The sequence below is a fragment of the Avibacterium volantium genome, from assembly GCF_900635775.1.
Classification (GTDB): domain Bacteria; phylum Pseudomonadota; class Gammaproteobacteria; order Enterobacterales; family Pasteurellaceae; genus Avibacterium; species Avibacterium volantium.
Genome location: NZ_LR134167.1, coordinates 2,190,523 through 2,205,410, shown reverse-complemented (window position 1 = coordinate 2,205,410; position 14,888 = coordinate 2,190,523). Strand labels below are relative to the sequence as shown.

Here is a 14,888-nt window from a genome sequence, read left to right as displayed (position 1 = left end):
GTAATGTTGCAAGCAAAGGAACTTAAACAAGGTTTTCACTATTTTGTGATGGGCTGGCATTTGATTACACAAAAAGGCTTAAGACGTTTTGTGATTATGCCAATTTTGCTCAATATTTTATTACTTTCGGGGCTGTTTTGGCTATTTATGAGTAATATTGGTGGGCTAATTGATAGCTTGATTAGCTATGTTCCCGATTGGTTGGCGTGGTTAAGTGGCATTTTACTCGTGTTATCTATTTTTATGCTTTTAACCCTATTTTATTTTGCCTTTACCACCCTTTCAGGCTTTATTGCCGCCCCTTTCAACGGCTTGCTCGCAGAAAAAGTGGAGCAAATGCTCACGGGCGAAAATCTCATTGAAATGAGTACAATGGATTTCATCAAAGATATTCCACGAATGTTAGGGCGTGAATGGCAAAAATTATGGTATAGCTTACCAAAACTTATCGCCTTGTTTTTACTAAGTTTTATTCCTGTATTAGGGCAGTCTATCGTGCCTGTGCTGACCTTTTTATTTACTGCGTGGATGATGGCGATCCAATATTGCGATTACCCTTTTGATAACCACAAAATTCCTTTCCATATTATGCGTAATGAATTGGGCGAAACACGCACGCTAAGTTTAACCTTTGGCAGCTTAATTACCTTTTGTACCTTTGTGCCAATCATCAATTTGGTGATTATTCCTGTGGCAGTATGCGGAGCAACGGCAATGTGGGTGGAAAAGTATCGCGATAACGCCTTATTTGAATTTAAACCGCATCACAAATCAACACAAAATAGTCGCGCGAAAATTGTCAATAATCAGCGAGAAGCGTTAAAAAATCAGTCAGACCGCTTTATTAACTAATTGAAATTAAAGCCTAAATAGCCGTTGGTTATAAAATATAGCAAACGGCTATTTTTTATTGCTGAAAAACTATGCTAAAAATGACCGCACTTTTAATTCAAATTAAACAGGTGAACACAATGACAATTTATAGCGATAATTCTTATTCCATCGGACGCACACCTTTAGTCCGCCTAAAACATTTTGGCAATAATGGCAATCTTGTAGTGAAAATTGAAGGGCGTAACCCAAGTTTTAGCGTGAAATGTCGCATTGGTGCGAATATGATCTGGCAAGCGGAAAAAGACGGTATTCTCACCAAAGAGAAAGAAATTGTTGATGCCACTAGCGGTAACACAGGGATCGCCTTAGCCTATGTGGCGGCCGCTCGCGGTTATAAATTAACGCTCACAATGCCAGAAACAATGAGTTCTGAGCGCAAACGCTTATTAAGAGGCTTGGGCGTTAATCTTGTGCTAACCGAAGGGGCGAAAGGAATGAAAGGCGCCATTGCAAAAGCGGAAGAAATTGTGGCAAGCGATCCAAACCGTTATGTAATGCTGAAACAATTTGAAAATCCTGCCAACCCAGAGATTCACCGCCAAACCACGGGCGTGGAAATTTGGAATGATACGGACGGCAAAATTGATGTGTTGGTCGCTGGCGTGGGTACAGGCGGCACAATCACAGGAATTTCACGAGCCATCAAACTTGATCAAGGCAAACAAATTCTTTCCGTTGCCGTTGAGCCTGAAGAAAGCCCAGTGATCACACAAACCTTAAATGGCGAAGAAGTGAAACCCGGCCCGCATAAAATTCAAGGTATCGGCGCAGGATTTATCCCAAAAAATCTCGATCTTTCCTTAATCGATCGCGTAGAACGTGTGGATAGCGAAACCGCCATTGCTACCGCGCGCCGTCTAATGGCGGAAGAAGGGATTCTAGCCGGCATTTCATCAGGTGCCGCAGTAGCAGCGGCTGACCGCCTTGCCAAATTACCCGAATTTGCCGATAAACTGATTGTCGCCATTCTCCCTTCCGCTGCAGAGCGCTATTTAAGCACCGCATTGTTTGAGGGAATTGAAGGTTAATCATTATTGACTACAAATGGTTTAAGGGATTTATTTTAAGGAATAAATCCTTTTTTACGATAAAAATACGTTTACTTATTGAAAAGAAAAGGGAATTTTAAAGTATAGAATGGCGGTGAGAGGGGGATTCGAACCCCCGATGCACTTTCGCACATACACGCTTTCCAGGCGTGCTCCTTCAACCACTCGGACATCTCACCATCGGGAAGTAGTGGCTGAATATAAAGATTTCATCGGCTTTCGTCAAGCGTTTTTCCGCCTTCGGTGCTTAACTGGTTAAAATAGGGGCAGTCAAAGTGAGCGGTGGATTATTTGAGTTTTGATACTGTGTAAAAAAACAGTGTTTTCCTTTGCAAGTTTGGGGATTTCCGCTAAACTAGGCACAATTTTAATCCGTAAAAATAGATGAAAAAAGCACCGCACTTAGCCTTATGATGTATTTTGATTTGAATATCCCAACGCAAGCCAATGATCACAAAATTTTAGCCAATGTTATTGCAGGTAGCGATACCTTAGCCCTTGCAGAAATTGCCCAAAGCCACCAAGGGCTTACCGTAGTTGTAACGCCAGATACGCGAAGTGCGGTGCGTTTATCGAAAGTTTTGGCGGAATTCGTTTCGCAGCCTGTTACCTTTTTTCCTGATTGGGAAACCTTGCCTTATGACAGCTTTTCGCCGCATCAAGACATTATTTCTTCACGGCTTAGTGCGTTATTCCATTTGCAAAATGCCAAAAACGGCATTTTCATTTTGCCGATCAGCACCTTAATGCAAAAAATTTGTCCGCCTGAGTATTTGCAGCACAATGTGTTGTTGATTAAAAAAGGCGATCGCATTGTGATTAATGATTTCCGTTTGAAGTTAGAAAATGCGGGTTATCGTGCGGTGGAACAGGTGCTGGAACACGGCGAATATGCGTTGCGTGGGGCGTTGCTCGATCTGTTTCCAATGGGAAGTGCGGTGCCTTTTCGTTTAGATTTTTTTGATGATGAGATTGATAGCATTCGCACGTTTGATGTGGATACGCAGCGCACATTAGAAGAAATTCCTTCAATTCGTTTATTGCCTGCGCAAGAGTTCCCTACCGATAGCAAAGGCATTGAATTTTTCCGCGCGAAATTTCGTGATACCTTTGGTGAGATTCGCCGTGATCCTGAGCATATTTATCAACAGGTTAGCAAAGGCACTCTGGCAGCAGGGATTGAGTATTGGCAGCCATTGTTTTTTGAGAAAATGGCCACCTTATTTGATTATTTGCCTGAACAAACGCTATTTGTAGATTTTGAGAGTAACCAGCAACAAGGTGAGCGTTTTTATCAAGATTGTGAACAGCGTTATGAAAGCCGCCGTGTTGACCCAATGCGCCCTTTATTACCGCCAGATCAGCTTTGGTTGCCCATTGACCAAATTAATCATCAGCTCAAACATTTTCCAAAAATCACCCTGAAAACGGAGAAAGTGGCGCGTGCTTCTGTGCGTCAGCAAAACTTGCCTGTGCAAGCCTTGCCTGATTTAAGCCTAAAATTGCAACAAAAAGAACCGCTCTTACCTTTGCAACAATTTATGACGCAGTTTAATGGTGATATTGTCTTTTGTGTGGAAACAGAAGGGCGGCGCGAAACCTTGCTTGATTTGCTCAGTCCGCTGAAATTAAGACCAAAACAAATTGCGCATCTTTCAGACTTGCAAGAAAAGCAAAGTTTGCTGATTTGTAGCCAAGATCGTGGTTTTATTGTGGATAAAGGCAAGGCTTCTCTTGCGTTGATTACGGAAACGGAATTGCTCGGCGAGCGTGTGCAACAGCGCAGCCGAGATCGACAAAAATCGGTTAACCCTGATACCTTAATTCGTCATTTAGCGGAGCTTAAAATTGGTCAGCCTGTGGTGCATTTAGATCACGGGGTAGGGCGTTATGCAGGCTTGGTTACGCTAGAAAATGCGGGAATAAAATCGGAATTTTTGCTACTGCAATATGCTAATGATTCCAAACTTTATGTGCCGGTAACCTCACTGCATTTGATTAGCCGTTATGTAGGCGGCTCGGAAGAAACCGCGCCATTGCATAAATTAGGCAGTGATGCTTGGGCGAAAAGTCGCCAGAAAGCAGCGGAGAAAATTCGTGATGTGGCAGCTGAATTGCTTGATGTGTACGCGCGCCGCGAAGCGCAAAAAGGCTTTGCCTTTCATTATGATCGCGATGAGTTTATGCAGTTTTCAGCCACTTTCCCTTTTGAAGAAACCTTGGATCAAATGACGGCGATTAATGCGGTAATTTCTGATATGACGCAGCCGAAAGCGATGGATCGTTTAGTTTGTGGTGATGTGGGATTTGGTAAAACAGAAGTGGCAATGCGTGCCGCATTTTTGGCAGTGATGAACCATAAACAAGTGGCGGTGCTTGTGCCGACCACGCTTCTTGCTCAGCAACATTATGAAAATTTTAAAGATCGCTTTGCCAACTTGCCAGTGAATGTGGAAGTGCTTTCACGCTTTAAAACGGCGAAAGAGCAAAAAGCTCTGCTTGCTGATTTAGCGGAAGGCAAGATTGATATTCTAATCGGCACGCACAAACTGATTCAGCCAGAAGTGAAATTTAAGGATCTCGGCTTGCTGATTATTGATGAAGAACACCGTTTCGGCGTGCGTCAAAAAGAAAAAATCAAGCAACTGCGTGCCAATGTGGATATTCTCACCCTTACGGCAACGCCAATTCCACGCACCTTAAATATGGCGATGAATGGTATTCGTGATCTTTCTATTATCTCTACACCACCTGCACGCCGTTTAACGATTAAAACCTTTGTGCGACAGGCTGATGATTTAATTATTCGTGAAGCAATTTTGCGTGAAATTCTGCGTGGTGGGCAAGTTTATTATTTGCATAATGATGTGGCGAGCATTGAAAATTGTGCCGAAAATCTTGCCGCACTTGTACCAGAAGCGCGCATTGTGATTGGACACGGGCAAATGCGAGAGCGTGAGCTAGAACGTGTGATGTCTGATTTTTATCATCAGCGCTATAACGTGCTAGTTTGTTCCACTATTATTGAAACAGGGATTGATGTTCCAACGGCGAACACCATCATCATTGAACGCGCGGATCGCTTTGGTTTAGCGCAATTACACCAACTGCGTGGGCGAGTGGGGCGTTCGCATCATCAAGCCTATGCCTATTTGCTCACGCCACCGCCAAAAGCAATGACAAAAGATGCGTTAAAACGCCTTGAAGCCTTGGAAAGTTTGGATAATCTTGGGGCAGGCTTTATGTTGGCAACGCAAGATTTAGAAATTCGCGGAGCGGGTGAATTGTTGGGTGATGAACAAAGCGGACAAATTGAAAGTATTGGTTTTTCGTTATATATGGATCTGCTAGAAAGTGCGGTGAATGCGCTGAAAGATGGGCGTGAACCTTCTCTTGATGAACTCACCCAACGCCAAGTTGAAATTGATTTGCGTATTCCAGCCTTATTGCCAGATGACTACCTAGGCGATGTGAATATGCGTCTTGGTTTTTATAAACGCATTGCAGGGGCAGAAAATACACAAGAGCTTGATGAATTAAAAGTGGAGCTTATCGACCGCTTCGGGCTATTGCCACAGCCAGCCAAAAATTTATTACAAATTGCCCAACTGCGTTTGCAAGCCAAGCCATTGCAGATCATTCGTATTGAAGCGACAGCACAAGGTGGCTTTATTGAGTTTTCCCCTCAAGCGAGCCTTGATCCAACAAAATTCTTGCAGCTTATTCAGCAATCCCCTGCGGTGTATCGCTTTGACGGCCCAACGAAATTTAGATTTCAGCGTGATTTAACCGATAACAAAGTGCGGTTGGATTTTGTTACAGAATTGCTTCAAGCGTTACAACCCTAGGCACGGAAATATAATGAATTAATGGCAAAATCGTGATAGATTAACGCCATTTTAACTTTAATGCATTATCTCAAAAGGAGAACAAAATGTACTTAGATCAAATTAAAGCCGAGCTGAACGAAGCGCAGGACGTGCTTAATAAATTCGTCAATGATGAAAAAAATACCGAATTAATTCAACAAGCTGCGTTGTTAATTGCCGATAGCTTTAAACAAGGCGGAAAAGTGCTTTCGTGCGGTAATGGCGGATCCCATTGTGATGCTATGCACTTTGCCGAAGAACTAACAGGGCGCTATCGCGAAAATCGCCCCGGCTACCCAGCCATTGCTATTTCTGATGTCAGCCATTTAAGCTGCGTGAGTAATGATTTTGGCTATGATTATGTGTTCTCTCGCTATATTGAAGCAGTAGGGCAAAAAGGCGACGTGCTGTTTGGCTTATCCACTTCAGGCAATTCCAAAAATATTTTAAATGCCATTAAAGCCGCGAAAGACAAAGGAATGAAAGTCATCGCAATGACAGGCAAAGACGGCGGACAAATGGCAGGGCTTGCCGATGTAGAAATTCGTGTGCCACATTTCCGTTATGCCGATCGCATTCAAGAAATTCACATCAAAGTGATCCATATTTTAATGATGTTGATCGAATTTGAAATGGCGAAAGTGGCATAATTTATTTTCATTTAATTTGATAAGTGCGGTACAAAATTTAATGATTTTTTACCGCACTTTTAAATTTAACCAAACACATAAAATGTGTTGTGATGATAGAGTAGAGCGAGATTGAAAGGTTTATTTTTACGCATAGTGAGTGCCGTTGCCTTATTATTATGGGCCATTGATATGGTGTTCCCGTGGCAGCGCATAATGCAATCGGAAGATAACCCTTATGCAATGGTGCAAACCAAAGGCAAACTGATTGTTGGCACACTGAATAATCCTATTTCTTATTTCATTGGTTCGGAGGGCGCAACGGGGTTTGAATATGAACTGACGAAAGCCTTTGCCGATTATTTGAATGTAGAATTGGATATTCGCCCAATGGATAGCGTTCAAGCACTGTTTTCTGCGTTATCCACTCATCAAATTGATTTAGCCGCAGCGAATTTGCTTTATCAGCCTGAAAAATTAGAACAGTTTCAGCTTGGGCCGGCGTATTCTTCTGCCTCGTGGCAACTGGTTTACCGTAAAGGAGAAAATCGCCCGAATTCGCTAGCAAGATTAAATGGTCGCTTAGTGGTGGCGAAAGGTTCGGAGCTTAATGTATTGCTTAATCGTTTTAAAGAGCAATATCCTGATTTGCAATGGACGACAGTGGATCAAAGCCAAGAAGAATTATTGCTGCAAGTTGCGGAAAGTAAAATTGATTACACCATTGCTAACTCAATAGATATTTCCATTACCCAACAAATTAAGCCACAGCTTGCAGTTGCCTTTGATGTTACTGATGAAGCAACCATTCATTGGTATCTGGCGAATAACACTTATAACGAGCTGCAAGCCGCCTTGCTTGATTTTATGAATAATGCCATTGAAACAGGGCTTATTGCACGCATTGAAGAAAAATATTTTAATCATCTTGCACAGTTTGATTATGTGGACACTCGTTCTTATTTAAACGCGATAGAAACAATTTTACCGAAATATGCCGCTCTTTTTGATAAGTACAAAGGAGATTTAGATTGGCGCTTGTTAGCTGCTATTGCTTATCAAGAATCACATTGGAACCCAGAAGCCACTTCGCCAACAGGGGTGCGCGGAATGATGATGCTTACTAAGGCGACAGCGGAGCGAATGAAAATCAACAATCGCTTAGATGCGGAGCAAAGCATTAAAGCGGGGGCGGAATATTTGCATTTATTACTTGCGCAAATGCCAAATACCATTCGCCAAGAAGATCGCATTTGGTTTGCCTTATGTGCTTATAATATGGGGCTAGGGCATTTACTTGATGTGCGCCGTTTAACGAAAAGCCTTGGCGGTGATCCTGATAACTGGCTTGATGTGAAGAAAAATCTTCCTTTACTGGCAGAAAAACGTTACTACACAAATTTAAAATATGGTTATGCACGAGGTTATGAAGCGTTCCAATATGTGGAAAATATTCGCCGATATATGAACAGCATTGTGAATTATCACCGCGTACAGCAAAACCAAGAAGAACAAAACAAACCTTTACCACAACGCAGCAAATAATTTAGGGCGTTTCCCTTAGGCTGTGAATTTTGATAGAAAATAGAGGATATTATGGCAGTAAAAAGAAAAACATTTTTGAAGAAAAACAACACTAAACTCTTCCGTTTATCGCAAGTGCGAGCTTTAAGATTAAAACGTTTGAAACAGCGAAAATTCCGCTTACACGAACGCCATTCATTGCAATTTGTGGTTCAGGATATTTGTTGTTAAGGAGTGAAATGAAAAAGCATTATGTTGTCCACATAATGCTTTTTTTGTTATCGATAAATTATGCATTTTCAGCCAATAAGCGTTGAATAAGTTTGCTGTTCGCTGGGGGAAATTGGCTGGCATCAAGTTCAGATTGCGCAATCCACATTCCCTCTTGCCCTTCTCGTCCAAAGGGTTCACCCACCCATTGTTCTACAAGGTAAAAAGAAAATTGAATGATCTTGGACGGATATTCAAAGGTAAAACGCTCAAATAAGCTGGCGTTGAGAATATGAATACCAATTTCTTCTTCTAGCTCTCTAGCAAGAGCTTGTTCGGGTGTTTCACCTTTATCAACTTTTCCACCGGGGAATTCTAGGGCTTGAGCAAAATCTTGTCCCTCAAGGCGTTGAGTGAGATAAATCTGCCCAAATTCATTACGAATAATACCTGCTGCTACTTGGATAATGGGTTTCGCCATTTTTTCTCCTTAATCAAAAGTGCGGTAAAAAAATCAAAAATTTTTCACCGCACTTTATATTTTATGGATTAACTATATTTCGCCGCGCGATTGCCGTGGCAATGTTTGTATTTCTTACCAGAACCGCAAGGGCAAGGTTCATTACGCCCAATCTTACGATCTGATGGTGGCAATGGCGTTTGCTCTCCTTGAGCTTGCTGATCATCAGCGGTGTTATATTGCATTTTTGCTTGCTCACGCGCTGCCATTTCTTGCTGCAATCTTTCTGCTTGCTCAATTTCTTCTTGAGTACGAATTTGAACTCGGCTTAAGGTGGTAATCACACTCAATTTCAAGGAATCAAGCATATCCGTGAACATTTGGAAAGATTCTTTTTTATACTCTTGTTTTGGATCTTTTTGTGCATAGCCACGCAAGTGAATACCACGGCGTAGGTGATCCATTGCAGATAAATGTTCTTTCCAAAGTTCATCAAGGGTTTGCAGCATTACACCTTTTTCAAAATGACGCATTGACTCTGAACCAACCAGTTCTTCTTTACGTTTATATTCCGCAACTGCCGCGTCAATAATACGCTCGCGCAAGGTTTCTTCGTGCAAGGCATTATTTTCTTCCAACCATTGGCTGATTGGTAAGTCTAAAGCGAAATCTTGTCTTAAACGCTGTTCTAGCCCCGGAATATCCCACATTTCTTCTAAGGAATTTGGTGGAATATATTGATCAATCACGCTGTTGAAGACATCTTGGCGGATCACTTCAATGGTGTCAGCGATGTTTTCGTTATCCAACAGCTCATTACGTTGTTGATAAATCGCGTGGCGTTGATCGTTGGCAACGTCATCAAATTCTAATAGATTTTTACGACCGTCAAAGTTATGCGCTTCAACTTTTGCTTGCGCAGAAGCGATCACTTTCGTGAGCAATTTCGATTCCATTGCTTCACCTGGTGTGCTGAAGGCTTTGCGCATCATATTGAGCTTACCTTCGTTTAAGTAAATACGCATTAACGCATCGTCTAAGGATAAGTAAAAACGTGATGAACCTGGGTCGCCTTGGCGGCCTGAACGTCCACGCAGCTGGTTATCAATACGGCGTGATTCGTGGCGTTCCGTACCGATAATATGCAAGCCACCCGCTTGTTTTACAATATCGTGGCGTTCTTGCCATTTGGCTTTGATTTCTTCAATTTGCGCTTCTGTTGGGTTATCCAATTTCGCCACTTCAGCTTTCCAGTTACCACCAAGCACAATATCTGTACCACGTCCTGCCATATTGGTGGCAATGGTTACTGCCCCAGGATAACCTGCATTGGCAATAATTTCCGCTTCTTGGGCGTGGAATTTTGCGTTTAATACGCTATGCTTAATGCCTGCTTTGGTTAAAGCATCAGATAGCAATTCTGATTTTTCGATAGACGCCGTTCCCACCAGCACGGGTTGGTTACGCGCAATGCAATCCTTAATTTCTTCAATAATCGCAGCAAATTTGTATTGTTCATTTTCAAACATTAAATCCGTGCGATCATCGCGAATCATTGGGCGATTAGTTGGGATCACAATGGTTTCCAAGCCATAAATTTGTTGGAATTCAAAGGCTTCGGTGTCCGCTGTCCCTGTCATTCCGGCTAATTTTTCATAAAGACGGAAATAGTTTTGGTAAGTGATAGAAGCGACCGTTTGGTTTTCATTTTGAATTGGCACACCTTCTTTTGCTTCAATAGCTTGGTGTAAACCTTCTGACCAACGGCGACCTGCCATTGTGCGTCCTGTATGCTCATCAACAATGATAATTTCGCCATCTTTTACAATGTAATCCACATCACGTTCAAACAATGTATGGGCGCGCAATGCGGCATAAACGTGGTGTAACAACGTGACTTTAGCAGGGGAATACAGAGATTCGGTTTCTTGCATCAGGCCTTGATCAATCAGCCATTGCTCGATTTTTTCTTGCCCACGTTCTGTGAGATACGCCTGTTTGCTTTTCAGATCCAAGGTGTAATCACCATCACCTTGGTATTCTTCGGTGTCTTCTTTATCTTGTTTGATTAAATGAGGAATCAATTTATCAATGGCAATATAAAGTTCTGAACTGTCTTCCGCAGGCCCTGAAATGATCAACGGTGTACGCGCTTCGTCAATCAAAATAGAATCCACTTCATCAACCAAAGCGTAATAAAGCTCTTTTTGGAAGCGATCTTGTGCTGAATGAGCTAAATTATCACGCAAATAATCAAAACCTAATTCACTGTTAGTGGCATAGGTAATATCCGCAGCATAGGCAGCACGTTTTTCTTCTGCTGGCAAGCCCGGCACGTTTACCCCAACGGTCATCCCTAAAAATTCAAATAATGGGCGGTTAGTTTCCGCATCGCGGCGCGCAAGGTAATCATTCACCGTAACAACGTGAACGCCTTTTCCTGTTAAAGCATTAAGATAGCAAGGCAAGGTTGCGGTAAGGGTTTTCCCTTCCCCTGTGCGCATTTCTGCGATGCAACGATTATTCAGCACCATACCGCCAATGAGCTGCACATCAAAATGGCGCATACCTAGTACACGTTTACTCGCTTCACGCACGGTGGCAAAGGCTTCTGGCAATAAGCTTTGTAGGCTTTCACCATTTTTTAAGCGCTCACGAAATTCTGCTGTTTTGCCTTGCAACTGTTCATCGCTTAAGGCTTCAAACTCCGGCTCCATTTTGTTAATTTTGATCACTTGTTTATTCAAACGGCGCAGAATGCGATCATTACGGCTACCAAAAATTTTTGTAAAAATAGTTCTAAACATAATTTTATTTCTTTTATATCAATAGGTTAAATTCAATTTCAGCGGTTGCTGAAATCAGTTAAAAGGTATTTACTAGAAAGAAAGGTTAAGCCGTAGGGCCTGCACGGATCGGCGTGGCGGCACTGAGTACAGGAAAAACAAAGTGCGGTGCTTTTTTAGTGAGAATTTTCGGCGCAACAAAACTTTTTTTGCTTGGTTTTTGTTGCTGTTGAATAATTTGTTTGTGAGCAACTCGCTGATGACAAGCAAGCTGTTGCATTTGGCGCTGTTCGCGCGAATAGTTTTCACAGGCAAGCCCAGCATTTTCCACGCCTTGCGCATTAGGCAAGGCAAAGATCGCAATCATACTGAGTAGTAATTGCGACCAAAAATGCTGTGTGCTTTTAGATGAAATCATTCGGTAACTTATTTTTAATTAAAAATTCGCTGTTATTGTAGCGGAAAATCACTACAATGTCTTATTCTGATGTGTAATATTAGGGCAAAAAAGCCGAAAACAAGCGATGCGATACAGTAAACCAACCAACGTACAAGATGTGCTAGAAAATTCCAGCCTAGGCAAAATTATGCAAAAAGGCATTTTGTTACAACAACTGAACGAGCAAGTAGAACGCCTATTTCCCAATCAATTTAAAGGCTTTTATCGTGTTGCCAATTTTTCCGAAACCACGTTGGTGATTGAAGTGGCAAATGCGATGGTACGCCAAAGTTTGTTATTCAAAGAAAAAGATCTCTTGGCAAAAGTGCAGGGCCTAAATCCGCAGATTCAGCAACTTCAATTTAAAGTCAATCCCGCCTTAATCACTCAGCCACGTTGAGTCTTTTGCCCGTGAAAGCTGGCGATCAGCTCGTTTACCTTAATTCGTTTGTGCGAAGCTTGGCTGATAGAGCGTTGCACTTTTAAGCGTTTAATTTTCGCCCCGTGGTAGATTTGACGGGTAAATTTGGTATCGTGATTAGAAATTAGCACCGGAATTTGTCGTTCCCTTGCTGTGCGGTGTGCCAATTCAGCCAAGGCTTTCTGGTGGTCTAACGAAAATTCATTGCCAGCATAACTGGTGAAATTGCTTTCTTGTTTGAGCGGTGCATAAGGCGGATCGCAATAGATCACGGAATTTTCATCAGCAAATTTAAAGGCTTCGTGAAAATCTGCGCAAATAAACACCGCACTTTGTGCTTTATGGGCAAAATAGCGTAGCTCAATTTCGGGGAAATAATGAGTTTTATAGCGTCCAAATGGCACGTTAAACTCGTTTTTGCTGTTGTAACGACATAAGCCATTGAATCCAAAGCGATTGAGATACAAAAACAACACAGAACGCTCAAAGTTATTGGTGGATTGATTAAACTGAGCGCGCCGTGCGTAATAATAGTCTGGCGTATTCGCATCAGGGTGAAAAAAGACGGTTTTCACCGCTTCAATATACAAATTGACATCTTGTTTAACGGTGTTAAATAGATTGATCAAATCCGCATTAATATCCACCAAAATATAGCGTTCAAATTGGCTATTCAAAAAAACAGCCCCTGCCCCCACGAAAGGTTCAATAAGACATTGTTTTTTCTTAGGAAATAATTTATTGATTTGATCCGTAAGACGAAACTTTCCCCCCGCCCATTTTAGAAAAGGGCGGTATTTTTGTTGTGGGAAAATTGTCGCATCAGGATACATTGAGATCAGTCAGTTTGTGTGCAACGTGCAATGGCGGCGAGAACAAGATCTTTGTCGCTATCGCTCGCCACATAAGCTTGCCCGAGCGATTTTAACAATACAAGGCGTAACTTGCCTGCTAGCACTTTTTTATCGCGCATCATATGCGGTAAATAATCTTCGGGTTGCATTGTATCTGGCGAAAGGGTTGGCAAATTAGCGCGTGCAAAGAGCTTTTCTAAACGCCCGACATCTTGCACTGATAAATCCCCTAACATTTCAGAAAGCGCAGCCGCCATCATTGAACCCGCGGCTACGGCTTCACCATGTAGCCATTGCCCATAGCCTAAATGGGTTTCAATGGCGTGGCCAAAAGTATGGCCTAAGTTGAGCAATGCGCGATCGCCTTTTTCTGTTTCATCTCTTGCCACCACGTCCGCTTTAATTTGACAACAACGTGCGATACATTGCTGCAACGGCGCTTGTTCAAGAGCAACCAATTCATCAATGTGCTGTTCTAGCCATTCAAAGAAAGGATAATCTAAAATCGCGCCATATTTAATCACTTCCGCTAAACCAGCATTGACTTCGCGTTTTGGCAAGGTATTCAAGGTGAGCGTATCGACAATCACGGTGCAAGGCTGATAAAACGCCCCAATCATATTTTTACCTAAAGGGTGATTAACTGCGGTTTTCCCCCCCACAGAAGAATCCACTTGCGCAAGTAAGGTAGTTGGAATTTGGATAAAACGCACACCACGTTGATAACTAGCTGCGGCATAGCCCACTACATCACCAATCACACCGCCACCTAGAGCAATTAAGGTGGTATCGCGGCCGTGATTTTTTTCTAATAAGGCGGTAAAAATCAGATTAAGCGACTCAAGATTTTTGTATTGTTCCCCATCAGGCAATAACAGGTGATCAACCTGACAGCCCAATTCCGCCAAGGTTTTCGTTACCTGCGCAAGATAATGTTGTGCAATAGTTGGATTGCTCACGATCATCACTTTATCACCCGATTTTAGGGGATAAACACTCGGATCAGAAAGCAGGCCTGCGCCGATATAAATAGGATAACGGCGTTCTTTTAATTCAACATTTACGCACAACATCATTTTTTCCTTTTGCTTAATTAGCCGTTGATATTTTCAATTAAATCAACAATTTGATTTGCCATTACTTTGGCACTTTGATCATCAGTAGGTAAGGTAATATCCGCCACTTCTTGATAGAGCGGATTACGAATTTTTGATAGATCTTCTAACACTTGACGCGGATCTTCCACATCTTGCAATAATGGACGTTTTTTATCACGTTGAGTACGTTGGAATTGTTTTTCCACCGTGGTTTCTAAATAGATCACGATGCCACGGGCAGAAAGGTGATTACGGTTTTCTTTTGACATCACCGCACCGCCGCCTGTGGAAAGCACAATGCCTTGTTTTTGTGTTAATTCATTAATAATACGTTCTTCGCGTTTGCGGAAGCCTTCTTCACCTTCAACATCAAAAATCCAGCTAATGTCAGCGCCAGCACGTTGTTCAATTTCCGCATCTGTATCAATAAAATCCATTCCTAACATTTGCGCTAATTGACGACCAATAGTGCTTTTCCCTGCTCCCATTGGGCCTACTAAGAAAATATTACGTTTCTCTGCCATTTTTCGTTGTTCTTCTTTAATAAAATTTAAAATAATTGATCTTTCCGACAAATAAAAAGACAACCACAAAATCGAATATGGTTGCTAAAAGATCACCCAAAAAATAATGGGGATTATCTCAATAAATGCCCA

13 protein-coding genes and 1 tRNA gene are annotated in these 14,888 nt (G+C 42.1%); 7 read left to right on the top strand and 7 right to left on the bottom strand.

Annotated features, from left to right (window positions below):
* Positions 1-3 precede the first annotated feature (3 nt).
* Both cysZ and cysK read left to right on the top strand, forming a co-directional pair.
* Positions 4-852 (top strand): sulfate transporter CysZ, encoded by an 849-nt coding sequence (gene cysZ, locus ELZ61_RS10515; RefSeq protein WP_126373480.1) that lies wholly within the window; start codon positions 4-6, stop codon positions 850-852.
* A gap of 119 nt (positions 853-971) precedes the next feature.
* Entirely contained in the window at positions 972-1,922 is a 951-nt protein-coding gene (gene cysK / locus ELZ61_RS10510) for a cysteine synthase A (protein WP_126373691.1), read from the top strand.
* A 110-nt stretch (positions 1,923-2,032) separates the two neighbouring features.
* On the opposite strand, the gene ELZ61_RS10505 is transcribed toward cysK, so the two are convergent.
* Positions 2,033-2,122: transfer RNA gene (locus ELZ61_RS10505), tRNA-Ser, on the bottom strand.
* Positions 2,123-2,356: 234 nt separating this feature from the next.
* Here ELZ61_RS10505 and mfd point away from each other — a divergent pair.
* The 4 genes from mfd to ELZ61_RS10715 all read left to right on the top strand — a co-directional run bounded on the left by mfd (position 2,357) and on the right by ELZ61_RS10715 (position 8,196).
* Positions 2,357-5,791, top strand: a complete 3,435-nt coding sequence (mfd, locus tag ELZ61_RS10500) for a transcription-repair coupling factor (RefSeq protein WP_164550747.1) — start codon at positions 2,357-2,359, stop codon at positions 5,789-5,791.
* An 86-nt stretch (positions 5,792-5,877) separates the two neighbouring features.
* Positions 5,878-6,462 (top strand): D-sedoheptulose 7-phosphate isomerase, encoded by a 585-nt coding sequence (gene lpcA / locus ELZ61_RS10495; protein ID WP_126373476.1) that lies wholly within the window; start codon positions 5,878-5,880, stop codon positions 6,460-6,462.
* A gap of 111 nt (positions 6,463-6,573) precedes the next feature.
* Complete coding sequence (mltF, locus tag ELZ61_RS10490) at positions 6,574-7,986, top strand: membrane-bound lytic murein transglycosylase MltF (RefSeq protein WP_126373474.1); 1,413 nt, start codon at positions 6,574-6,576, stop codon at positions 7,984-7,986.
* 51 nt (positions 7,987-8,037) lie between these two features.
* A complete protein-coding gene (locus tag ELZ61_RS10715) occupies positions 8,038-8,196 on the top strand; it encodes a hypothetical protein (RefSeq protein ID WP_164550739.1) in 159 nt (52 codons plus the stop codon).
* A 58-nt stretch (positions 8,197-8,254) separates the two neighbouring features.
* Here the strand turns inward: ELZ61_RS10715 and mutT are convergent, their stop codons facing one another.
* The 3 genes from mutT to secM all read right to left on the bottom strand — a co-directional run bounded on the left by mutT (position 8,255) and on the right by secM (position 11,839).
* Entirely contained in the window at positions 8,255-8,656 is a 402-nt protein-coding gene (mutT, locus tag ELZ61_RS10485) for an 8-oxo-dGTP diphosphatase MutT (protein ID WP_103853760.1), read from the bottom strand.
* A 68-nt stretch (positions 8,657-8,724) separates the two neighbouring features.
* Complete coding sequence (gene secA / locus ELZ61_RS10480; RefSeq protein WP_126373471.1) at positions 8,725-11,442, bottom strand: preprotein translocase subunit SecA; 2,718 nt, start codon at positions 11,440-11,442, stop codon at positions 8,725-8,727.
* 85 nt (positions 11,443-11,527) lie between these two features.
* The gene (gene secM, locus ELZ61_RS10475) at positions 11,528-11,839 is read right to left on the bottom strand and encodes a secA translation cis-regulator SecM (RefSeq protein WP_126373469.1); all 312 of its coding nucleotides are present in this window, start codon (positions 11,837-11,839) and stop codon (positions 11,528-11,530) included.
* 106 nt (positions 11,840-11,945) lie between these two features.
* On the opposite strand from secM, the gene ELZ61_RS10470 reads away from it, so the two are divergent.
* Positions 11,946-12,260 carry a DciA family protein gene (locus ELZ61_RS10470; protein ID WP_126373467.1) on the top strand — a complete coding sequence of 105 codons (315 nt, stop codon included), beginning with the start codon at positions 11,946-11,948 and terminating at the stop codon, positions 12,258-12,260.
* Here the strand turns inward: ELZ61_RS10470 and ELZ61_RS10465 are convergent.
* Genes ELZ61_RS10465 through aroK form a run of 3 tightly spaced genes read right to left on the bottom strand, consistent with a single transcriptional unit; the run spans position 12,248 to position 14,777 of the window.
* Positions 12,248-13,114, bottom strand: a complete 867-nt coding sequence (locus ELZ61_RS10465) for a Dam family site-specific DNA-(adenine-N6)-methyltransferase (protein WP_126373465.1) — start codon at positions 13,112-13,114, stop codon at positions 12,248-12,250. The two genes, ELZ61_RS10470 and ELZ61_RS10465, sit on opposite strands and share 13 nt — an antisense overlap.
* Positions 13,115-13,119: 5 nt before the next feature.
* The gene (gene aroB / locus ELZ61_RS10460) at positions 13,120-14,208 is read right to left on the bottom strand and encodes a 3-dehydroquinate synthase (protein ID WP_126373689.1); all 1,089 of its coding nucleotides are present in this window, start codon (positions 14,206-14,208) and stop codon (positions 13,120-13,122) included.
* A gap of 20 nt (positions 14,209-14,228) precedes the next feature.
* A complete protein-coding gene (aroK, locus tag ELZ61_RS10455) occupies positions 14,229-14,777 on the bottom strand; it encodes a shikimate kinase AroK (protein WP_277870321.1) in 549 nt (182 codons plus the stop codon).
* Positions 14,778-14,888: the final 111 nt, after the last annotated feature.